22 protein-coding genes and 1 tRNA gene are annotated in these 22,430 nt (G+C 57.7%); 6 read left to right on the forward strand and 17 right to left on the reverse strand.

Annotated features, from left to right (window positions below; all coding sequences use genetic code 11):
- The first annotated feature begins 1 nt into the window (after position 1).
- Complete coding sequence (locus tag RDK48_RS01990) at positions 2-1,057, forward strand: FecR family protein (RefSeq protein ID WP_298994375.1); 1,056 nt, start codon at positions 2-4, stop codon at positions 1,055-1,057.
- Positions 1,058-1,069: 12 nt separating this feature from the next.
- Positions 1,070-2,443 (forward strand): tetratricopeptide repeat protein, encoded by a 1,374-nt coding sequence (locus tag RDK48_RS01995; protein WP_298994373.1) that lies wholly within the window; start codon positions 1,070-1,072, stop codon positions 2,441-2,443.
- A gap of 173 nt (positions 2,444-2,616) precedes the next feature.
- Here RDK48_RS01995 and RDK48_RS02000 read toward each other — a convergent pair whose 3' ends face one another.
- The 17 genes from RDK48_RS02000 to RDK48_RS02080 form a co-directional block, all read right to left on the reverse strand.
- Complete coding sequence (locus tag RDK48_RS02000; RefSeq protein WP_240824457.1) at positions 2,617-3,048, reverse strand: ACT domain-containing protein; 432 nt, start codon at positions 3,046-3,048, stop codon at positions 2,617-2,619.
- A 29-nt stretch (positions 3,049-3,077) separates the two neighbouring features.
- On the reverse strand, positions 3,078-3,287 hold the full coding sequence (locus RDK48_RS02005; protein WP_022659359.1) for a twin-arginine translocase TatA/TatE family subunit: 210 nt from the start codon (positions 3,285-3,287) through the stop codon (positions 3,078-3,080).
- A 160-nt stretch (positions 3,288-3,447) separates the two neighbouring features.
- Complete coding sequence (gene rho, locus RDK48_RS02010) at positions 3,448-4,743, reverse strand: transcription termination factor Rho (RefSeq protein WP_298994368.1); 1,296 nt, start codon at positions 4,741-4,743, stop codon at positions 3,448-3,450.
- A gap of 183 nt (positions 4,744-4,926) precedes the next feature.
- Positions 4,927-5,442 carry a CarD family transcriptional regulator gene (locus RDK48_RS02015; protein ID WP_298994365.1) on the reverse strand — a complete coding sequence of 172 codons (516 nt, stop codon included), beginning with the start codon at positions 5,440-5,442 and terminating at the stop codon, positions 4,927-4,929.
- Positions 5,443-5,749: 307 nt separating this feature from the next.
- A complete protein-coding gene (pth, locus tag RDK48_RS02020; protein WP_298994363.1) occupies positions 5,750-6,346 on the reverse strand; it encodes an aminoacyl-tRNA hydrolase in 597 nt (198 codons plus the stop codon).
- 153 nt (positions 6,347-6,499) lie between these two features.
- Positions 6,500-7,384, reverse strand: coding sequence for a carboxylesterase (locus tag RDK48_RS02025; protein ID WP_298994361.1), 885 nt, complete (start codon positions 7,382-7,384; stop codon positions 6,500-6,502).
- 95 nt (positions 7,385-7,479) lie between these two features.
- Positions 7,480-8,070 (reverse strand): 50S ribosomal protein L25/general stress protein Ctc, encoded by a 591-nt coding sequence (locus RDK48_RS02030; protein WP_298994359.1) that lies wholly within the window; start codon positions 8,068-8,070, stop codon positions 7,480-7,482.
- Positions 8,071-8,179: 109 nt separating this feature from the next.
- Entirely contained in the window at positions 8,180-9,127 is a 948-nt protein-coding gene (locus RDK48_RS02035) for a ribose-phosphate pyrophosphokinase (protein WP_298994356.1), read from the reverse strand.
- Between the two features lie 147 nt (positions 9,128-9,274).
- A tRNA-Gln gene (locus RDK48_RS02040) sits at positions 9,275-9,349 on the reverse strand.
- A 5-nt stretch (positions 9,350-9,354) separates the two neighbouring features.
- Positions 9,355-10,233: a 4-(cytidine 5'-diphospho)-2-C-methyl-D-erythritol kinase gene (ispE, locus tag RDK48_RS02045; RefSeq protein ID WP_298994354.1), complete on the reverse strand. Its 879-nt coding sequence runs from the start codon at positions 10,231-10,233 to the stop codon at positions 9,355-9,357.
- Between the two features lie 30 nt (positions 10,234-10,263).
- Positions 10,264-10,797: an ATP-dependent protease subunit HslV gene (gene hslV, locus RDK48_RS02050; protein WP_027180930.1), complete on the reverse strand. Its 534-nt coding sequence runs from the start codon at positions 10,795-10,797 to the stop codon at positions 10,264-10,266.
- Positions 10,798-10,799: 2 nt separating this feature from the next.
- Entirely contained in the window at positions 10,800-12,209 is a 1,410-nt protein-coding gene (locus RDK48_RS02055; RefSeq protein WP_298994351.1) for a M48 family metallopeptidase, read from the reverse strand.
- Positions 12,210-12,268: 59 nt separating this feature from the next.
- The gene (gene cysS / locus RDK48_RS02060; protein WP_298994349.1) at positions 12,269-13,720 is read right to left on the reverse strand and encodes a cysteine--tRNA ligase; all 1,452 of its coding nucleotides are present in this window, start codon (positions 13,718-13,720) and stop codon (positions 12,269-12,271) included.
- Positions 13,721-13,729: 9 nt separating this feature from the next.
- Positions 13,730-14,173, reverse strand: a complete 444-nt coding sequence (gene rpiB, locus RDK48_RS02065) for a ribose 5-phosphate isomerase B (protein ID WP_298994347.1) — start codon at positions 14,171-14,173, stop codon at positions 13,730-13,732.
- A 142-nt stretch (positions 14,174-14,315) separates the two neighbouring features.
- A complete protein-coding gene (locus tag RDK48_RS02070; RefSeq protein ID WP_192111900.1) occupies positions 14,316-15,101 on the reverse strand; it encodes a lipoprotein insertase outer membrane protein LolB in 786 nt (261 codons plus the stop codon).
- Entirely contained in the window at positions 15,098-16,882 is a 1,785-nt protein-coding gene (locus RDK48_RS02075; protein ID WP_298994345.1) for a tetratricopeptide repeat protein, read from the reverse strand. Before RDK48_RS02075 ends, RDK48_RS02070 begins: the two co-directional genes overlap by 4 nt.
- A gap of 1 nt (position 16,883) precedes the next feature.
- Entirely contained in the window at positions 16,884-18,146 is a 1,263-nt protein-coding gene (locus RDK48_RS02080; RefSeq protein WP_298994342.1) for an RNA polymerase factor sigma-32, read from the reverse strand.
- A gap of 297 nt (positions 18,147-18,443) precedes the next feature.
- Between RDK48_RS02080 and RDK48_RS02085 the strand changes: the two genes are divergently transcribed.
- The 4 genes from RDK48_RS02085 to hpt are packed head-to-tail and all read left to right on the forward strand — an operon-like array spanning position 18,444 to position 22,401.
- On the forward strand, positions 18,444-20,840 hold the full coding sequence (locus tag RDK48_RS02085) for a homocysteine S-methyltransferase family protein (protein WP_298994338.1): 2,397 nt from the start codon (positions 18,444-18,446) through the stop codon (positions 20,838-20,840).
- Between the two features lie 49 nt (positions 20,841-20,889).
- Entirely contained in the window at positions 20,890-21,357 is a 468-nt protein-coding gene (locus tag RDK48_RS02090; protein WP_022659376.1) for a TlpA disulfide reductase family protein, read from the forward strand.
- Positions 21,357-21,866 (forward strand): N-acetyltransferase, encoded by a 510-nt coding sequence (locus RDK48_RS02095; protein ID WP_298994334.1) that lies wholly within the window; start codon positions 21,357-21,359, stop codon positions 21,864-21,866. The genes RDK48_RS02090 and RDK48_RS02095 overlap by 1 nt, the downstream gene beginning before the upstream one ends.
- A complete protein-coding gene (hpt, locus tag RDK48_RS02100) occupies positions 21,853-22,401 on the forward strand; it encodes a hypoxanthine phosphoribosyltransferase (protein WP_298994331.1) in 549 nt (182 codons plus the stop codon). Before RDK48_RS02095 ends, hpt begins: the two co-directional genes overlap by 14 nt.
- The last annotated feature ends 29 nt before the right edge of the window (positions 22,402-22,430 follow it).

Genomic DNA, 22,430 nt, shown 5'->3' on the forward strand with positions numbered 1-22,430 from the left:
CATGATTCGTTCAATGCTGGGGCGCGGGGCTTTGGCCCTGTGCCTGACTTTGCTGGCCGGAGGCGTATGCACGGCCAAGGATGTGGGACAGGTTATTTCCTTCAAGGCAGGCGTTACTGCCCAGAGGAGTGGACAGGCCGTGGTGCTGGACATGAAAAGCCCGGTTGCGGATCGGGATACGCTGACTACAGACGCCACGGGCCGGGCGCAGATTTTGTTTGACGACGACACAACAGTGTCGCTTGGTTCCAACACGTCCCTGAGCCTTGAAACTGTGGTCGCAGAAGGCGCGAATCCTGCCTTCAAGGTCAGGATGGGGCAGGGCATAGCCCGGTTTATCACGGGCAAGATTGTGGAAAAAAATCCTGACGGGTTTTCTGTGGTTACGCCGGATGCCACCGTAGGCATCCGCGGCACCATCCTTTCCCTTAAGGTGGATAGCGGCGCCACAACCGTGTATGTAGCCAATACCTCCAAAGAGGTTTTTGTTAACGGTGTGCGGGTGCCGTCCGGTTTCAAGATCACCCTGCCGCAGGGTACGGTTACCCCCATGACGCCAGCAGACCACAACCTGGTGTCTGGCAGCGTGGCGGCCAACAGACCCGCCTCTGGCGGAACCGCGCAGCTGGCGCCGCCTTCCCCCGTAATGGGGAACCCAATTACGCCAACGCCCCTGGCGCAGACGCCCATTGTAGCGCAGGCGCTGGGCGAGGGCTTCCGGCAGACGGGCAACGCCAACGTGTCTGGCGCGCTGATAACTGGTATGTATACAGGATCGTTCAGTTTTCTTGTTAACCTGACAAACGGCAATGTGAGCAACGGTGTCATGCAGTCTGGCAACTCGGACACACCTATGGCAATGACGGGCGGAAGGGGAAGCATCAGCGGCTCAAGCCTGAATGTTAGCGGATTCACGGCCAATGATTATTCCGGCTCCATGAGTGGCACCGCCGCCCGCAACACATCAGGGCTGTCTGTTATAGGCGGCTACAATGTCACTAATAACAGTGATGGCAGCTTGAGGGAATCTGGTACATTTTCCGGCAAACAACGATAGGTGGAGCCAGCAATGATACGTAATCCATTCCACCCGTTGCAGCTCTGCTGTAGGTTCGCGCTTGTGCTCCTGTGCATGCTTTTGCTGGTTAGCACCGCCATCGCCGCAGATGATTCACCCGCTCTGCGCACTGCGGTAGGATCCGCAAAGGCGGATGCCGCTGCCCTCATGCAACAGGGCAAATATGCTTCCGCATACGACATGTACATGCGCCTGCTGCGTGAAGCGCCGGACGATGATGAAATCAACCTTAATCTGGCGCGCAGCTCCATGCGCAGCGGGCGGTACAATCAGGCCGTAATGGCCTATGAGCGCCTCACGGAAAAGTATCCGTCGGAACCAGTACTCTACAATGAGCTGGCACAGGCCTATATGGCGCTTGAAGACCGTGTAAGCGCAGAGCAAGCCATGGCAACCATGCGGTCGCTGAACCCCAACATCAGCAAGGCTGATAATGACCGACTGCTGGATTCGCTTGAGAAGCGCTACGATCACTGGCAGGTGCACGGCAAACTCCGCACTGGTCTTTTGTATGACTCCAATGCCACATTTGGCCCCTCAAGTACCACCATGGACATGGGGGTTTGGCGCGTAACCCTGCCGGATGCGGAAGCCAAAAGTACCTTTGGCGCGTATCTTGGGGCAAACCTTGATGTGGGCTGGAAGGCCGAGCGGGATACGCCCTGGTGGATCGTGGGCGACGCGCAGGGCATGGCGCGCGGCAATGGAGATTCCTCCCTGGATGATGTGCACAGCCGCACATCCGAATGGGGTAGGGCGGCGGTGGGCCTTCGCCATCTCACGCCTACAACCATGTTTGATCTGCGCCTTAAGAGCGAAGTTTTTGATTATCAGTGGTACCAGAATGTCACGGCATCCGGCCCGGAAGCTACCTGGCTTTGGGCGGTCACGCCGTCATGGCACCTTATTACGCGCGGGACTCTGGATTCGCGGGCATACTCACGGGACGGCGACCGCAACGGCGCGTACTGGACACTGGGCCAGTATGTGCGGCGGTTTTTTGGCGAGAGCAACCATGAAATCATGGTCGGCTTAAGCTATGTGGGCGGTAATACGCCGGAGAAGGCCGATTATTGCTACACGGGATGGGAAGCCAGCGCCCGGCTCTCACTCAAACTGCCCAAGGGTTTTGAGCTCGCCCCCTTTGTTTCCTTTGAAAACGACTGGTACAACGGCCCGGCAACAGCGCTTGAAACGTCCAACAGGCTTGACCAGAAATGGCGCACCGGCGCGGCCCTTACGTGGCATATTACCGATGCCTGGTCTGTTGAAACCTCGTACCAGTATACCCACAACAATTCAGAAAGCCCGCTGTACAGATACGACCAGTCCCTTGTTTCGCTAGGAGTTGCCTGGTCGTTCTAGGGTTGGCTAGAATCGTGGTATTGACGCCCAAGGGGCACTTCACACGCAACGCAAAATGGCTTGTGGTTTCCCACAAGCCATTTTGCGTAAAATCTGCCAAGAGCTTGGACAAAAAGAGCCGCAGGTTACTGCGGCTCTTTCAGCTTGAAAATCCTGTGGCTTGCGTTAACGCCCTAGCGGGCGCAAAGGCGCTCTGCCGGGATAATGACAAAGTCGTGGGCCTTGAGTACTTCAATGGCCTGATCGACCTTGTCAAAGCGGAAGATCATAACGGCGCTTTCAGCTTCGCGCTGCACAAAGGCGTACATGTATTCCACGTTGATTCCGTTCTTGGAAACCGTCTGAAGGACGGAATCAAGGCCGCCTGGGACATCGGGAACTTCCACGGCCACAACGCTTGTGCGGCCAAGGGTGAACCCCTTTTCCTTCAAAACAACCTTGGCTTTATCATGGTCGCATACAATCATGCGCAGAATGCCGAAATCAGAAGTATCGGCCAGCGAGAGCGCGCGAATATTAATGCCAGCCTCTGCCAGAGTATGCGTAACCTCGGCCAGACGACCGGCCCGGTTTTCCAGAAAAACTGAAAGCTGTTCCGTTTTCATGACAAATCCTTATGTTTCAACGGGCGGTTCTATGCCTTGTGATTGGGATCGTCAGTAGACGTGGGCTGCTTTTTATCCTTGGGGGTTATGTCAATTTCATCCGGCTCGGTTGAAGAGCGGCGAAAGTTGCGGATTGCCCGACCCAGCCCGCCGCCGATTTCCGGCAGTTTGTTCGACCCGAAAACAAGCAGAACCACAACAAGTAAGAGCAATAATTCAGGCATGCTTACGCCGAACATGCGGGGAGCCTCCGTTGAGAGTTGGGCAATAATGCAAATTACACCCTAAAAGATAAGCCTTGCTAAACCCAAGGTCAAGGTGAAACCTGGAGCCGACCGGGTGGACGGCCCCATGCTCGCGCCGCAGAGCGGCAATTTGCCTTGGTTGGTTGCCGGGGGCTTACTTGCCCATGGCGTTCATGAAATCCTTGTTGGATTTGGTCGCGCGCATTTTGTCCAGCAAAAATTCCATACTGTCGATGGAAGACATGGGGGCAAGAATTTTGCGCAGAATCCATACGCGGTTGAGTACATCGTCGGCCAGCAGCAGGTCTTCCTTGCGAGTGCCCGTGCGGTTGATATCGATGGCGGGGAAGACGCGTTTTTCCGAAAGGTGGCGGTCGAGATAGATTTCCATGTTGCCGGTACCTTTGAATTCTTCAAAGATAACTTCATCCATGCGGGAACCCGTGTCGATAAGCGCTGTAGCGATGATGGTGAGGCTGCCGCCTTCTTCAATATTGCGGGCCGCGCCAAAAAAGCGTTTGGGCCGTTGCAGGGCGTTGGCGTCAAGACCGCCGGAGAGCACCCGGCCAGAAGAAGGGGTAACCGCGTTATACGCGCGCCCCAGGCGGGTGATGGAGTCGAGCAGGATGACAACGTCGCGCTTGCGTTCCACAAGGCGCTTGGCTTTTTCAAGCACCATCTCGCACACCTGCACGTGGCGCTGCGGCGGTTCGTCAAAGGTGGAGCTGATAACCTCGGCCTTTTTGACTGTGCGCTCCATGTCGGTAACTTCTTCCGGGCGCTCGTCAATCAAAAGCACAATGAGGTACACATCGGGGTTATTGGCATTAATGGCATTGGCCAGCGCCTGGAGCAGGATTGTTTTACCCGTGCGCGGCGGGGCCACGATAAGGCCGCGCTGCCCGCAGCCAATGGGCGCCATGATGTCGATAACGCGATTGGAAAGATTTTTCTCGCCGTTTTCCATGACGAGCTGGAGGTCGGGATAGATGGGCGTGAGGTTGTCAAAAAGAACAAGGTTCTTGGCGTGTTCCGGCGGTTCAAAGCCGATCTCGGTGACCTTGAGCAGGGCAAAGTAGCGTTCGCCTTCCTTGGGGGGGCGGATCTGACCGGAAACTATATCGCCCTTGCGCAAGGAAAACCGCCTGATCTGCGAGGGCGACACGTAGATGTCATCCGGGCCGGGCATGTAGCTGCACAGCGGCGACCTCAAAAAGCCAAAGCCATCGGGCAGAATTTCAAGCACGCCATCACCGTAAATGGTGCCGTTTTGTGAAGCACAGGTGGAAAGCAGAGCGAAAATGAGCTCCTGCTTGCGCATGGAACTGGCATTTTCAATTTCATACTGCTCAGCCAGCTCCATGAGTTCCTGCATGCTACGCGTCTTCAGCTCCGTGAGGCTCAAGGCGCTGTCGGTCAACAGTGTGGAAGTAGCTTTCTTTTTGCGCATAACAGTCCGATATTTTGATAAGACACAGGGTAACGCTTACAATATTTGCATATTGTAGCGTGGTAGGCGGATGATATTGGGAACAAAAAAGATGTGTGAAAATGCGATTAGCCCATCTTTTCTGTAATGGCAAGGAAAAAATACGTCGTTGTTCACAAAAAATTTGGTCAGGGGGTGAGCGGGCTAGCTGGCGGTTTCTTCAGGTGCTGGCGGAGGGGCATAGATTTCAAGCAGTTCGTTGCGCACCTTGTCTTCTGCGATTTCCAGAACTTCTGACAATTCGCCGGTCACAAGGCCCATGGCCTGCTCCTGAAGCCGCCGTTCGCCAAAAGAAAGTTCCTTGCTGCGGCCAATAAGCAGCAGCTCGCGCAGCACTTCGGCCACAATTGCAAGGCTCGGGCTTTTGAGCCGCTCGGAATATTCGCGGAAGCGGCGGTTCCAGTTCTGGCCCGTATACACAACCTTGCCCGAATCATTGTGGAGCGATTCAAGAATCGTGGCCGCTTCATCCTTGGGCGTAAGGGTACGCAGGCCCACATGCGCGGCATTGTTTACCGGAACCATCAGCGTGACGTTGTTTGCCCGAATGCGCACAATATAGAGCTCACAGACAAGCCCCCCAACGGTTTTGCTGTCTATGCGTTCTATTTGGCCCACACCTTGGGCAGGATATACAACGAGATCGTCCGGAGTGAACATGATGCCACCAAAACGCCCCCAAAGGCGCAAATAAACGAGACCTGGAGCGATAGCTGGAAGTCGCGAATTAAATGAAGTATTGAAGAGTCGGAAACCGACTCTTCAAATATCCTAGTCCAAGAATGAGCAGGAGTCCAGTTGAAAAAGTATTTTGCTCATATTTGAGGCAATAGGCATTTGACCGGGCGAGCAAGGCAGTGCGCAGATACTGTTGCAGAGGGTTTACAGCATTGGCCCGATGCAAATTGATTGCAAAACCGGCGGTTACAGAAAGCCATTATCAAAAGGCAGCACTGCACGGCACTGCTCAGGATGCCTTTCGCGCAGCACGAACAGCGCTGTCGAGCCCTTTATCGGCAAAGGCAAACAATGTATCGGCGGCAAGTTCCATCGAATTCTCAATGTGTTTTGCATCTTCGCCCTCAGGTCGCCCCAGTACCCAGTTGGTCACGTCACCCTTGTGAGGGGGGCGGCCAATGCCCATGCGCAGGCGGTAAAAATCTGGCGTTCCCAAAAGTTCTGTGATGGATTTCAGTCCATTGTGCCCAGCATTGCCCCCGCCAAGCTTGAAGCGAAGCTCCCCGGCGGGGATGTCCAGTTCGTCATGCACAACAACAAGGTCATGCGGCTTGAGTTTGTGCCAGGCGAGCAGCGGCTGCACGCACTGACCGCTCAGGTTCATGAATGTCTGCGGCTTGGCCGCAAGCCATAAGCCCCCAAGCTTTGGCAGGCGCAAGCGCCACAATTCGCAAGAAAATTTGCCGCCGTTTTGTTGGCTTGCTTCGCCGTCTCTGGCGGCAAGTTCCACAAGATAGCTCACAAAATCAAAGCCGCAATTATGACGTGTATGGTCGTATTTGGCGCCGGGATTGCCCAGACCTACGATAACGCCTTTATAGTCCATCAGTACGCCTCCGGGGGCGATTTTAGGGCAATATCATTTTGAAATTGCTCTGGTGACTGCGAGAGCAGGCACTCGCCGTGAAGGTATAAGCGCAATTTACTTGCGCGGTTAAATACCGGAACAGGCATGTCTTAAACTTTGAAAATGTATTTTTCAAAGCTTATCTGCTCTAGTCTGCTCAAGGTGCAGTGGCAGGCCAAGCCCCGCGCATGCCGCTGCTGCGGTGCGGGCCATAAAGTGGCACAGCGGGGGATTCATGGCGGCCAGATGCCCGCCGCCGGGCAGCCAGACCAGCTTTTTGGCCGGTGCCTTGAGGCAGTCAAAGGTGGCCTGAATGATGGCTGGCGTAAACAGGGCATCGTTTTGAGCGCTGAAAAAATACAGGGGGCAATGTAGCCCCTCGGGCAGACGCGTGTTGAACAGGCTGGCCAAAAAACTCAGGGGATATGTCAGCCGTGTTTTGCGGCGGTTGCTCACAGTTCGCCGCGCGCCGGAAATGATCCGCCAGGAATCAAGGTAGGCCTGCAAGGGCATGGGCAGCCACGGCAGCCAGCGTGCCAGTCTACAGAAAATACGTTCAATATCCGCTCTGCGGTCAGCCAGGCCGGCAAAGCGCGTCAGATAGACAGCCTCGCGCATCTGGGGCAGCACACCGGTAATGGGAAACGCCGCTGTAAGGCCGGGGGATGCCGCAGCATGCGCCAGTGCGAGTATGCCGCCCTGGCTGTGCCCGCATACCGCAATGTGGGCATGGCCTGCATCGCGCAGCCATGTCTCGGCGTCCAGGCAGTTTTGCCGCAGGTCGTCAAAGCTGAACCCCGCGCAGTGGCGGTTCAGCCCGTGCCCGGTGAAATGCACTGCGGCAACGGCAAAGCCAGCTTGCTGCAAGGCGGCAATCATGGGCCGATACTGAATGGGCGACAGCATGGTGCCAGGATAAAACAGCATGACCCCGGCCCCATGATTGGGCCAGAGTTCGAGCCGCAGTTCCCGGTTATGGGCAGGCAGCTTGTGCGTGACAAAGGCTGGTTTGTTCATGGCGCCATGCGTACATAAAATGAGGCCGGTCCCGCGAGGAACCGGCCAATACAGTCGCACAAAGGCCCGATGACCGGGCTTTGCGTCAAACAGTCTTATTCGGCGGCTTCAGCGGCTTCCTTGGCCTTGGAAAGGACGCTGACGATGGCGAAGTTCTGGTCGTAAACAGCCTTGACGTTTTCGGGCAGGGGCAGGTCGCCCACGCAGATGGTGGTGTTGATGTCCATGGGGGTCACATCAACAACGATCTTTTTGGGCATGTCCAGGGGCTTGCTGCACAGGCGTACGACTTCGCGGTAGGTTTCAAGCTGGCCGCCGAGCTTCACGCCGCGCGACACACCCACGAATTCCACGGGCACGTCAACGGTCACGGGCTTGTCCAGATCCACGCCGTAGTAGTCGATATGGCAGAATTCCTTCTTGTAGGGATGGTACTGCACGTCCCAGATGATCACAGGATGCACGGACTTCTGACCGTTGTCGTCAATCTCGAGGTTGAACACCGAGGTGCGACCGGCTTCGGCAAAAATCTTTTCCAGCGGCAGGGTAGGAGCCTGCACAGAAATGTTGTCACCCTTGGCGGTGTAGAACACGCCGGGGATCAGATCCTGGGTACGCAGACGGCCACTGGCGCCTTTGCCGCTACCTTCGCGCTTCTGCACGCTCAAAGTCTTTTCAATATTCATGTCCTGCTCCTTGGCTTACCGCAGCCGAAGCGTGCGGAAAAAGTTCTGTTATTATGGAACCGGCCCTTGCGGGCAGGCTTGGGGCTATACGCAAACCGCATAAAGCGGGTTACACAAACAACACGCTCACCGATGAACCGGTATGGATGTTGTGGATAGTCTTGCCCAGAAGGGCAGCCACAGAAACAACCTCCAGCTTTGGACAACGCTCAAGCTTGTCGCCCATGGGGATGGTGTCTGTGACAAATAACTTTGAAAGCGCTTCGGTGCTGTTGATGCGCTCAATGGCCGGGCCAGACAAAACACCGTGGGTGGCGCAGGCCACAATCTTGGTAGCGCCGTTTTTGAGCAGCACGTCAGCACCAGCGCACAATGTGCCAGCGGTGTCGATCATGTCGTCCACCACAATGGCAATACGGCCTTTCACATCGCCGATAACATGCATGGCCTGTGCCTGATTGGGCTTGTCGCGGCGCTTGTCCACAATGGCCAGCGGCGCATTGAGCCTTTTGGCATAGGCGCGGGCGCGCTCAACACCGCCAGCATCGGGCGACACGATCACTATGTTGTCATCGTGCAGCCGCCGCAGCGATTCAAGCATGACAGGCACGGCAAACAGGTTGTCCACCGGGCAGTCAAAGTAGCCCTGAATCTGTCCCGCGTGCAGGTCAATGGTGACCACGCGTTCCGCACCGGCAACGCTGATAAAATCGGCCACCATTTTGGCGCTGATGGGCGCACGGGGGCTGACCTTGCGATCCTGGCGCGCATAGCCGTAGTAAGGAATAACGGCGGTAATCCTGCCTGCGCTGGCCCTTTTGAGGGCATCAAGCATGAGGCAGAGCTGCACCAGATTGCGGTTGATGGTCGGGGGGCAGGTGGGCTGCACCACAAAAACGTCATCACCGCGAACATTGTCGCCTATTTCGATCCGCAACTCGCCGTCGCTGAACGTGGTAGCCAGCGTGGGCGTGAGTTGACACCCCAGATGGTTGCAGATGGCCTTGGCCAAATCCGGATTGGAAGACCCGGTGACGATCTTAAGATCGCTGTACATGAACCGCCCTGCCTTGCGCGCCAAAGAGCACTTACGGTTATACATCCTTGCTGCCGTCGCCGGAAGAAAGGCGGCGCTTTATTGCCAGGCCGCCGACAAATCGACGGAAGGCGCGGTCAGACGCCCCAGACGCGATACAGCAGCGTGTGGCTGGGATGGAAGGGTTCGAACCTTCGAATGACGGAGCCAAAACCCGTTGCCTTACCACTTGGCTACATCCCAGTATTTCACAGCACGTGCGCGTATACGCGCCTGTTCTCTCCTTGCAGCATGGCGGCAGCCGCCTGCGATTCCACATGGGATTCGTGTGCGAAAAGCGCCACAATGCTTGAGCCGCTGCCACTCATGGCTACGGCTCCAGCCCCAAGGCGCAGCAAGTTCGCCTTGATTTCTGCAAGCTGTGGATGGCGAGAAAATACAACGTCCTCAAGGTCGTTGTGAATGCTCAACTCTGTCCGCACCCCGGAGAGAAAAGTTCCATTAGCCTTGCTTTCTGTCTTTGTCAAGAAATTTTGCCCAGAAACCGTGTTTGAAGCCTTGAGCGCGGCGTCATAATCGGCGTATGCCTGGGGGGTGGATGCATGAATTTGGGAGCATATCAGAACAAGGTGTATGCCTGCAAGCGTATCATCCCTGCAAGGCTCGATGATCTCGCCAATGCCACGCACCCGGCAGGGTTTGTTTATGAGAAAAAACGGCGTGTCCGCGCCTACTGTGAGGGCAACCTCTGCCAGCGCCTGATCGTCAAGCGGGCTGGATAGCCTGCTGTTGAGCCAGCGCAGCAGGGCCGCCGCATCGCTGCTGCCGCCGCCAAGACCTGCGCCTGTTGGAATGCCCTTGTTCAGGCGCACTTCAAGCCCGGGCAGGTTGGGCACACGTTTGGCGAGGGCGGCGTAGGCCTTGGTGAGGGTGTTGTTCTCAAGGTCAATGCCCGGCGCATCACACTGCACAACCAGCCCGGCAGCGTCGGTTTCGCGAATGTACAGGCGATCGCAGGGACGGGGCAGGGGCCAGAAAAGAGAATCCAGTTCATGATACCCGTTTTCCCGCACACCCGTGATGCGCAAACCAAGATTAACCTTGCACCCGGCAACAACTACGCTCATGGATTTTTTCGCTCCTGTGGCGATTGATGGCTACAGCGTTTCAACCGTGAGATTGCCGTTGGTGTACACGCAGATTTCCGAGGCGATGCGCATGGCCTCACGGGCAATGGCCTCCGCATCCATGTCGCTGTGCCGGGCAAGCGCCCGCGCCGCCGCAAGGGCATAGGGGCCGCCGCTGCCAATGGCCGCAACCTCGTCGTCCGGTTCAATGACGTCGCCCGTGCCCGACAGCACGAGAATGTGCTCGCTGTCCGCCAGCAGGAGCATGGCCTCGAGCTTGCGCAGGTATTTGTCCTTGCGCCACTCCTTGGTCATTTCAACGGCGGCGCGAACCATGTTGCCGCGCAATTCCTTGAGCTTGGCTTCAAAAAGTTCAAACAGGGTAAAGGCATCGGCTGTGGCCCCGGCAAAACCCGCCAGGATCTTGCCGTCATACAGACGTCGTACCTTCTGAGCGCCGTGCTTCATGATCATATTCTGGCCCAGGGTCACCTGACCATCGCCAGCAATGGCCACGCGGCCATTCTTTCTTACTGCCAGTATGGTTGTGGCATGCGTATCCATCATCAGTTCTTTTCCCATATTTCCTTGCGCTCTTTGTAGGCGGCCTCAAGTTTCTGAAAATCGCGCGGATTTGCAGATTTGCCCGACAAGGCCTTGGCCTGGTTAAAGTAGCGCTCGGTCTGTTTTTTGTTGTTGGAATACAGCGCGCTGTACGCCATGTGGATATAGGCCCCGGCAGTGTCGCCCGTTTTACCGAGCGAGCGGGCGTAGGCCTCGTGAACTTCGGCGTCTTCCGGCACGTAGCGCAGCACATCTTTATAATACTGCGCGGCCTGCGCCTGCCTGCCCGTTTCGTCAAGCATGCGGGCATAGAAAAAAGAGGCCATGTAGTCGCGCGGGTCAAGGCGCATGGCCTGACGCAGCAAGCCATCAGCACGGCTCATGTCGCCCTTGCGGTAGTGGAATGCCCCAGCCTCGCGCAGCACCAGAGGATCGTTGGGCGAAGCGGCGAGGGCTTCGTCAAAGGCCTTGCTGGCCTCAGTAACCCGGTTGGTACGGGCCAGCACAATACCGCGCCCCATGCATGAAAGGCCGTCCTTGCCCGAAAAACGCTGCTGCGCAGCCTGCGCGTCGCCATAGCGCGCCCAGAGGAGCGTTTTGACGCGGATAAATTTGGTGTTGTCCTGCGTACGGCCCTGCACAGACTTGCCCATGCCCTCAATGCGGGCCTGAAGCCCGTTGATGCGGTCGCCAATGGCAGGGTGGGTAGAAAGGTAGGTCGGTACGCTGGTGCCGCTCATCCAGCTTTTCTGGCGCAGCACCTTGAAGCCGCCCACCATGCCCTGCGGGGGATAACCCGCAGCCACAAGGTATTGCAGGCCAATCTGGTCGGCTTCGGTTTCGTCCATGCGGCTGTAGTTGAGCATGGCCGACTGTCCGGCCCCCAGCGCGCCCACAGCAATCGCGCCGCCGCTGGAGCCGCCCACCGCCACGCCCGCAATGGCCAGCAGCAGGGAGCCAAGGGTCACAAACTGCGCGCGTTCAAGGCGTGAGGCCACGTGGTGCTGGGTTACGTGCGCCAGTTCATGGGCAAGAACGCCTGCGAGTTCTTCTTCCTTTTCCATGTTCATGATGAGGCCGGTGAACACGTAGACGTAGCCGCCGGGAATGGCAAAGGCGTTGAGCGAATTGTGCAGGATAACGGCGGCTTTGAAATTGAAGGGCTGCGGCGGAATTTTTTTGACCAGACGGTCTACGATCTGGTTGACGTACTGGCTCACCTCTGGGTCTTCCACAATGGGCATGTTTGCGCGGATCATCACGTCAAACTTGTGGCCCATCTCTTTTTCGTCCTTGATGGTGACACCGCCGAAAAAGAAGGCCTGGGCCGGTACGGCCACAAGCTGGGCTGACAGAAATGCCAGCAGAACAAACAGCGCCATAACTCGGCGCAGGGCAACACGATGCAACATGGCGTCCTCATGATGCCGCAGTAAAAGCGCCCGCGTCGGAGACCGACGCGGGCAGCGGCTTATTCCAGATCCCAAACCTGACCTTCGGGGGTGTCGCGTACGCTGACGCCCAGATCAAGAATTTCCTGACGTAGCGAATCCGAGCGGGCAAAATCCTTGCTGGCGCGGGCTTCCTGCCGGGCGAGCATTAGCTCTTCCACTCGGGGCACGTCAATCTTGCTGCGTGTGGCGCGCTGGCTGCGCAAATCAGCCAGAAAAGCTTGCGGGGCCTGCCCGAAGAGGCCAAGGCGTTTGTCCCATTCCTGCGCGCGGGCAAGAAATTCCTGCAAGAGGTCGCGTCCGGCTTCGGCTGCGCGCAGGGCCTTGTCTTCCAGCAGGCGGTTCACAAGGCGTACCTGGGCAAAAACCTGCCCAAGGGCCTGCGCCGTATTGATGTCATCCTCAAGGGCGGCATCAAAAGCCTTGGGCAGCGCGGCCCATTCCTCGGCCATTTCCTGCGGCAGGGGCGTTTTTTTCCACTTGTCGCGGGCAAGGGCCTTGCCCGCTTCGTGCAGGGCTGTGTACACGCGGTGCTGGGCTTTTTCCGCTTCGTCCATGCTGTCGGCGGTAAAGTCGATGGGGCTGCGGTAGTGCTTGCCCAGCAGGAAAAAGCGCAGGGTTTCAGGCAGATAGTTTTCAAGAATATCGCGGATGGTCTTGAAGTTGCCCAGGGATTTGGACATCTTTTCCGCATTTACCTGCACAAAGCCGTTATGCACCCAGTAGCGGGCCAGCGAGCAGGCGCAGGCAGCTTCGGACTGGGCGATCTCGTTCTCGTGGTGCGGGAAGATAAGATCCTGCCCGCCGCCGTGAATATCCAGCGGCAGATAGGGCTGGCTCATGGCCGAGCACTCAATATGCCAGCCGGGACGGCCCTTGCCCCAGGGACTTTCCCAGAAAGGTTCGCCGGGCTTGGCGGCCTTCCACAGGGCGAAATCCAGGGGGTCTTCCTTTTCTTCGCCGGGTGCTACGCGCGCGCCGGAGAGCAGATCGTCCAGGCTGCGGCCAGAGAGTTTGCCGTAGGGCTCGTAAGCCCGCACACGAAAATACACGTCCCCGGAGGGCGTGGAGTAGGCCTTGCCCGAATCAATAAGAGTGGAGCAGATGGCCTGAATCTGCGGGATAAAGTCGGTGGCGCGGGGTTCTTCATCGGCCCGCAGCACGCCCAGGCGATCCATGTCTTCATGGAAGGCGGTTATGTAGGTCTGGGCAACCTCGCGCCAGTCGCGGCCTTCCTTGTTGGCGCGGTTGATGATCTTGTCGTCCACGTCTGTAAAATTGCGCACAAAGCGGACCTCAAGCCCTGTATGGCGCAACTGCCGCACGAGCACGTCAAAAACAAGAGCGGAACGCGCATGCCCGATATGGCAAAGATCATAGGCCGTTATGCCGCAAACATACATGTTTGCCTTGCCCGGATGAACGGGAACAAACTCTTCCTTCTTACGGCCCAGGGTATTGTAGAGCAGCATGTATATCCCTTACCCGGCCTGACCGGGAAGATTGATCATGTCGATGCGGCGCTGGTGCCTGCCGCCTTCAAAGGAAGCGCACAGAAAAGCTTCAACAATGGCCTGAGCCAGTTCCACGCCGATGATGCGCGCACCGAGGCAGAGCACATTGGCGTTGTTGTGCTGGCGCGAAAGGCGCGCCTGAAGCTCTGTGGCGCACAGGGCCGCGCGGATGCCGGAGTGGCGGTTGGCGGCAATGGAAATGCCAATGCCTGTACCGCAAATGAGAATGCCTGTTCCCTGCTCTTTTTCCACAGCGGCGCAAAGCTTGTGCGCCAGCACGGGGTAGTCGCAGCTTTCGGTGGAATGGGTACCGTCGTCCACCACGTTTATGCCCTTCTGGGCAAGAAACTGGACAAGGTGTTCTTTCAGCGCATAGCCAGCGTGGTCTGAGGCAATATGAATGGTCTGCATGTATACTCCTGCAATGGTACGCACGGTGCGCCCGGACTGGCCGGACGCACCGCTAGAGCATTTAACACTTCTGTATTGGCGGTTAAGGCGCGTTGCCCCGATACCGGGCCGCAGCTGTAAGGCGCGTCCCGTCAGGTCAAAACTATTGCTGCTGCTTGAACTTGGCGAGCGGCAGCAGGGGAGCGTCATCAGGAAGGGGTAAGGCCATCTGCTCTTTTGTAAAGGGCTGGGAAACCTTTTCTCTTTCCTTGATAAGCACAATGGCGCGTTTGCCGTTGCTATGGGCAAGGTTCAGACGGCGGGGCAGCGGCTTGGGATCATCCGAATACAGGATTTCCATGCTCCAGCCCTTGCCGTTGGCCTGTTCCTGCCATTCCACGGGCAGCCCTTGCTCGTTGATGATCAGGCGGCCTCCGGGCTGACCCTGAAGGTCGTACAGGGCCTTGCCGTCGGCAGAAAAGGCGGTTTTGTCAAACTGGTTGCCAAATACCGCCGTGTACCGCCCATTGAGCAGGTCGGCCAGATGCACAAGGTTGAAGGGAACCGGCACGCCAACCTGAAGCAGGGGCTTGGTAGCGCCCTGATAGAAGTAGGCCTTGTTTTCGCTGGGGCTGTACACAAGAAAATGCTGTCCGTCTTCAAGTATCTTGGCAACAGTGGTGCCCACGCCCGCCATAACATCCAGTCGCAACTGGCGCTGGCTGTTGCCCCAGAACAGGGCCGTGACGCGCCGCGTGTCGCCCTCTGTGCCAAAGCGCAGGCTCAGTTGCAGGCGATAGGGTTCAGACTTGTCGGCAGAGCTGACAGCCGCAAACTTTTGCCAGCGCTGTTCAAGCACGGCGCGGTTTTCGGGCGAGGTTTCCAGCACGGGCTGACGGGCGCAGGCGCACAGCAGCGCCAGACAACAAAAAATAACTAGTTTTTTCATAGATGTGAAAGCCGCTGCCGCAATGCTTCCGCATTGTCGGGTTTGAGTTCCATGGCCTTTTGATAGGCGGTGCGGGCTTCATCCTTAAGGCCAGCCCGCGCGGCGATATCACCATAGTGCTCCCATATGGAGGCATCCGTATGCTCGTCCAGCGTAACGGCGCGGCGGATTTCCTTCAGGGCGTCATCGAGTTTTCCAGCCTTGAAATAAGCCCAGGCCAGAGAATCTATAATATAGGACTGGTTGGGGGCCAGATCGTTGGCCCGCACAAGAAGCGTCAGGGCGCGGTCAAGGTCGCGGTCTTCCTCGGCCAGGGTGTAGCCCACGTAGTTGAGGGCCTGATAATTGTCAGGATGCAGGGCCAGGAGTTTTTCCATGGTTTTGAAAGCGGCTTTTTTGTCGCCGGTTTCATCCTGAAGAGAGCCGAGCAGAAAGAACATTTCTGCATTGTTGGGCCAGCGCTTTATGGCATTCTGGGCAACGTCCAGGGCCTGCTTCATCTGCTTTTTCCGCGCAAGCAGGCGCACCTCGACCTCCACAAGCTCGGAGGAGTCGGGGTTGGCGCTTGTGGCCTTGCGCACGGCGTCAAGGGCCTCGGCATCACGGCCAGCCTCTGCCAGCAACTGGATGCGCAGCAGTACGCCCCGCACGGCAGACTTGCTGGAAGCCGGGATTTTATCCAGCCAGGAGAAAGCCATGTCCAGATCGCGGCGCTGGTCATATGCCAGCTCGGCCAGCAGCAGATACACATCGTGGGGCGCATCGCCCTGCGCAACTATCTGTTTGAGCAGGCTCTCCGCCTGCAAAAAGTGGCGCGAATCCATAAACATGCTGGCGACAGTCAGCTTGAAAGGCGTACTGTCCGGCCCCTGCTGCATGTACTTGAGCGCCCGTTCGGGCTGGCCCATGCGCAGCGAGATATTGATGAGCCTCAGCAGCACATCCTGCGACGAAAAATTGAGTTTGAGCAGTTTTTCGTAAACGCCGCGCGCTGCCTTGAGGTCGGGCTTCTGCTCGTAGATGAAGGCCAGTTCGGCCAGAGCCTCCACAAAATCGGGCGTATCCTTGATGGCGCGCTGCAGATAGGCCACGGCTTCACTGGGCCTGTCCATGCCGATGAGCGCCCGGGCGTGATAATAATCCACCAGCGGGGTGCGCTGCTTGCCCGTAACGCTGTTGAGCAGCTTTTCGGCCTCGGGATACTGCTTGGTTTTGACCAGCAGCAGGGCCAGCTCCATGCGGGCATCTACGGAATCGGGGTGCTTTTTAAGGTATTCGCGCATGAGCTTGACGCCAAGCTCGGGCGAACCTTTTTCCATGAGGGCTTCGGCATAGAGCAGATTGAGCGAAATATCATCGGGCCAGACGCTCAGGGCCTGCTCCATGACCATAGCGGTATGGGGAGACTTGCGGCTGAGCAGCCACACGCCGCCTTCAAGCCAGATGTTGACGGGCATGTGCGCCTTGGCCAGCAGCGGCGACGCTGCGGCAAGGGCGTTGTCGTCCTCATTGTTCATGGCCTGCGCAAAAACAAGAAAGGCGTAGGTGTTGAGCGCATTGGGCGAAAGCTCTGCTTCAACCGGGCGCAGCGATACGCCCTTGAGGTCGTGCTGCTGGGCCTTTGCTGTGGCAGATGGCGCGGCAGATTCTGCAGCGGACGTGTCCGATTTTTCAGCAGTCTGGTGCCTGGCGCCGGAACAGCCGCCGCATCCCAGCAAGGAAAAGGAGGTGGCGGCAGTCAGGGCCAGAGCGCATAGCAGCGCAACGTGGTTACGTTTCATATCAGGATTGTATCCATGTGTCTGAAAAGTCTTTGATATCCACAGCCAGATGCTGCCGGATCTTTTCCAGCAACCGCGCTTCAAGCTGGCGGACTCGTTCCCGCGTGACGTTATACCGTTCGCCTATCTCGCGCAAGGTTACAGGTTCATCCGTGAGCAGGCGATTTTGCAGAATATACAGCTCTTTTTCGTTCAGCCTGGGCAGTATGGTTTTGAGCTTGCTGCGCACCAGGCTGGCGATTTCGTCGCGCGCGAGGCTGTCTTCAATGCCGGGGCCGAGCGCGGGCAAAAAGTCCATGCGTGTTGCGCCGCCGGCATCCTCGCCCACGGGCACATTCAGCGACATATCGGTGGACGCAAGGCGCTGATCCATCTCGTTGATCTGGTCTTCCGTAACGCCAAGGCGCTCGGAAAGCATGGCCGCATCCGGGTCAAAGCCCTGCATGATCAGCTTTTGGCGCTCGCGGTTCAGATTGTAGAACAGCTTACGCTGCACCTGGGTGGTGCCGATCTTGACCATGCGCCAGTTGTCCATAATGAACTTGAGTATGTAAGCCTTGATCCAGAACGAAGCATAGTACGAAAACTTGATGCCCTTGTCGGGGTCAAATTTGTTGACCGCGCGCATGAGGCCCACGTTGCCCTCCTGCACAAGGTCGAGCACGTTCTGCATCCATCTGCGCTGAAAGTCCATGGCAATGCGCACCACAAGCCGCAGATGCGATGAAACCAGCCGAAATGCCGCATCCGCATCGTTGTGGTCGCGCACACGCAGGGCAAGCTCGTGCTCTTCATCCGGCTTGAGCAGGGGGAAGCGGCTTACTTCGCGCAGGTAAAGGTGCAGGCTGTCGCGTGGCCCCACAGCAGGCAGGCGCGGTGTGGATGGCGCAGGCAGGCCCTCGTGGTCGGCATCAAGAACAAAGGGATCGATATCGTGATCGCTGGTGTCCAGCTCAACGTCCACATCTTCTGGGGAATCAGCGAGGGCGTCGTCATCGTCCTGATCGTCAGATACGGAATCTGCTGGAACCTCGCGCGCGGCGGAGCCATCCACATCAATAATGCTCTGCTTGGCGGCCTTGCCTTCGGTCGTGCGGGAGCGCGCCTTGGCGGCAGCGCCACGTGTGCCGCCCCCGGCAGGGGCTGCCCGCTTGCGCGAAGGGGGAGCATCCAGAATTTCCACCTCAGGCGAGGAAATTTCGGTTTCTTCCGCTTTTTGCGCGCTGCGCGGGTTTTTGGGAGCTATCGGACTATCTTTTTTCATGATATTTATGTCTGAGCATCGCTGCCTGTAACGGGCCGCAATGTTTAATGCTATAGTTTTGGTTTGTTCTTTTCAGTGTTTTTCAGTAGTAAAAGGCCTGCCGGGTTTAATGCGCGGCGCGGTTTTGCGGCCCCGGCGGCGTTCAGCCCCGGGTCGGCCCGCATGTTCCGGTTCGCAAAATCCTTACGGAATCAGCGGCCTCAAACAACGGAAGCCCCAGCATACAGGTAATGCAGGCGGAAGGCAAAGGTGCACTTTGGCTTGCGGCGACTGTGCTGGGAACAGAGCGAGACGACGATGACATTTCGACAAGCCCTCGGCCTTGGCAGGCCACTTTTGCTCGACGGTGCCATGGGTACCATGCTTCAGGCCTCGGGCATGCCCGCTGGCGCGACTCCCGAAGAATTTTGCATGGCAAACCCCGACACCCTGCGCGGCATCCACAAGGCCTATCTGGACGCGGGCGTTGATCTGCTGACGTCGTGCACCTTTGGCGGCAATATTTACAAGCGGCCCAAGAGCCTGGACGTTTTTTCGTTCAACCGGCGCATGGTCGAAATTGCCAGGGAAGCCGCCGCACAGGCTGGCCGCCCTGTCTTTGTGGCGGGCAATGTGGGCCCCACGGGGCATTTTGCCAAGCCCCTCGGCCCGGTGGAACCGCGCGATCTTATCGCGGCCTTTGCCAATCAGATTCGCGGGCTTGTGGCGGGCGGGGCCGACCTCATATTTATTGAAACGCAATTTGATCTGGCCGAAGCCAGAGCCGCCGTGGCGGCTGCCCGGCAGGAATGCGACCTGCCCGTCATGGTCTCCATGACTTTTGAACAGGGCGTGAGCCTTACCGGCTCCACCCCCGCAATTTTTGCCGAAACCATGCAGAACATGGGCGTGGATGTGGTGGGCACCAACTGTAGCCTCGGCCCGGATCAAATGCTGCCCGTGGTGCAGGAACTGCTCGGCGTGTGCGAATGCCCGGTCATGGCCGAACCCAATGCCGGTTTGCCCGAGCTGCGCGGTAATGAAACCGTGTTCCCTCTGGGGCCGGAAGATTTTGCGCAAAAAACCGCCCCCTTCGCCCACCTTGGCGCGCGCATACTTGGCGGCTGCTGCGGCACCACGCCCGCTCATCTGGCGGCGCTTGCGCAGGCCCTGCGCGGCATGGACAGCGTCACGCCGCCCCCGGTATCGCGCAAGGGCATCTGCCTGACCAACCGCTCCCAGATGGTGCGCATCGCTGTGGGCCAGCCCCTGACCATCATTGGCGAGCGTATCAACCCCACGGGCAAAAAGGCTCTTACGCAGGAGCTTCAGGCCGGAGTTTTTGACGTCGCCATGCAACTGGCCGACGCACAGGTGGATGCCGGAGCCACTGTGCTTGATGTGAACGTGGGCGCGCCCCTGGTGGACGAAACCCAGCTTTTGCCCGAACTCGTGCAGCGCCTTGTGGGGCGGCTGCCCCTGCCGCTCTCCATAGATTCCTCCAATGCCAATGCCATTGCCAACGCCTTGCCGTACTGTCCCGGTTCGTTTCTGGTGAATTCCATCAGCGGCGAGACTGGGCGCATGGAAGCGCTCGGCCCCTTGTGCCGCGACTTTGGCGCGCCCTTTATTCTGCTGCCCCTCCAGGGGGCGCATCTGCCGGAAAAAGCCGCAGAGCGCATCCGCACGGTGGAGAGCCTGATCGAAAAGGCCGAGGGCATGGGTATTTCGCGGCGGCTGATGATGGTGGACATTCTCGCGCTGGCTGTATCCTCCAGCGCGGACAGCGCGCTCCAGTGCCTGGAAATGACCCGCTGGTGCGCTGCCAACGGCCTGCCCACAACGCTTGGCCTTTCAAATCTTTCTTTTGGCCTGCCCGCGCGTGAACTGCTCAATTCCACGTTTCTTTCCCTGGCGGCTGGCGCGGGGCTTACATCGTGCATCGCCAACCCCTCGGCCCAGCGGCTGCGCGAGGCGGCAGACGCGCTCAAGGTGCTGTGCAACCACGATGCCCACGCATCCTCATTTATAGCCTCCTATTCCGGCTGGAAGCCCGGCGAAGGCTCCGTGCAGGTGCGTCAGGGCGGCGGGGCGGCGGCCAAAACCCTTGCCGAGGCCGTGCTCAACGGCGACAAGGAAAATGTGCTGCCCCTGCTTACGGCAGAGCTTGACGCGGGCGCTGACCCCTTTACCCTTGTGCAGGAAACGCTCATTCCGGCTATTACGGAAGTGGGCGCGCGCTATGAACGGCGGGAATATTTTTTGCCCCAGCTCATTCGCGCGGCAGAAACCATGCAGACCGCCTTTGCGCATCTCAAGCCTTTGCTGGAGGCCGGGCGAGGCCCGGAAACGCGCCCTGTTGTTGTGATGGCCACGGTCGAAGGTGATATTCACGATATTGGCAAAAATATTGTTTCGCTGCTGCTCGGCAACCACGGTTTTGACGTTGTGGACGCGGGCAAGGACGTTCCGGCAGAAGCCATTGTTGCTTGCGCACTCAAGCACAACGCGCGTATCATCGGCTTGTCGGCATTGATGACCACCACCATGGTTCGCATGGAAGACACCATCAAAATCGTCAGGGAGCGCGCTTTGCCCATCAAGGTATTGGTGGGCGGGGCTGCCGTTACGCAGGCTTTTGCCGATGTCATTGGCGCAGATGCGTATTGCGCTGACGCCGTAGGTGCGGTAAAGGCCGCCAAGCAGTTTGTTTAGCCGCGCCCCGGCGCGGCCTTTGCTCCTCATTCAAAACTTCGGGTAAACTATGAAGAAACTCATCCTGGCCTTATTGCTGTGTCTGGCTTTGCCGTGCTCGGCGCTGGCGGCCTCGTCATCGGTTCCCACCCTGAATTTGGCCGGGCTGACGGATATGCTTGCCAAAAACAAGGGCAAGGTCATCATGCTCAATTTCTTCGCCACATGGTGCCCTCCGTGCCGCGTTGAAATCCCCGAGCTTGTGAACGTTCGCAAAAAGTACGCGGAAAAAGACGTGCTTATCGTGAGCATCTCCCTTGATGAAGATTCCAAGGTTGTGCCCCCCTTTGTGGAAAAGATGAAGATGACATACCCCGTCTTTGTCGCTGACCGCGAAGTGGCGCGGGCGTTCAAGATTTCGCAGATTCCTCACAATGCCTTCTACAGCAAGGATGGCCAGCTCATTCTTTCTGAACCCGGCATGGCGGACGCCGAAATGGTCGAAATGGTCTTTAAAAAGCTGCTGGAACAGAAATAATGGAAAATACCCTTGTGGTGCGCAAAGCCCACATGGACGATGTAAAGTCCATGCATGGGCTTTTGCTGCAATGCGCCCAGAAAGGGCTTTTGCTGCCCCGCGCGCTGATCCATCTTTATGGGCATGTGCGCAACTTTATGGTTGCGGAGAATACGGCTGGCGAGATAGTGGGCTGCTGCGCCCTTGCCCCGGTGTGGGAAGACCTGGCCGAAATATGCTCGCTTGTGGTGCGTGAAGAAGCCCGCCGCCTGGGAACGGGCCGGGAGCTTGTCAACGCCTGCCTCAGCGAATGCCGCGACCTGCATATTCAGAAAGTATTTGCGCTTACATACCAGGAGGCGTTTTTTGCCCGCCTGGGTTTCAGGGTTGTGGACAAGGATGTTTTGCCGCAAAAAATATGGGCCGACTGCGTGCACTGCGCTAAGTACCCCAACTGCGACGAAACGGCCGTCTATTTTGAACTGGATTCCGCTGCAAAGGACGTAGGAGAGGTGCATGCCCAAGGCTAACGACATCAAGGTAAAAGAACTGAAACCGGTATTTACGCCGGAGCAGATTGCAGCCCGGATCCAGGAGCTGGCCGCAGAGATCAACGCCGAGTACGGTGATGAACCGATGGTGGCAGTGTGTGTGCTCAAGGGTGGCTTCATGTTTTTTAGCGATCTGGTTCGATTTTTGCATAACAAAAATCTGGAGCTGGATTTTGTCCGCCTGTCTAGTTATGGCAAAGGGTCTTCCAGTTCCAAGCATGTGATCTTCAGTAAAGATGTGGAGATTGACATTTGCGGCAAGCATGTGCTGATTGTTGAAGATATCGTGGACAGCGGGCACAGTATGCGTTTTCTGCTCGGGCAGTTTGCGGCGCGCAAGGCGCGCAGTCTGCGTCTGGCTGCACTGGTGGACAAGGATGAACGCCGGGAAGTAGACGTTAAGGTCGATTTTGCGGGCTTCAAGCTGAACCAGGGGTTCATTGTGGGCTATGGCCTGGACTACGCCGAGCATTACCGTATGTTGCCCGGCGTGTTTGAAGTGATTCCAGAATAGGCTTTTCCCGGCTCCGGCAGCCGGTGGGT

The organism is uncultured Desulfovibrio sp. (assembly GCF_902477725.1).
Classification (GTDB): Bacteria; Desulfobacterota; Desulfovibrionia; order Desulfovibrionales; family Desulfovibrionaceae; genus Desulfovibrio.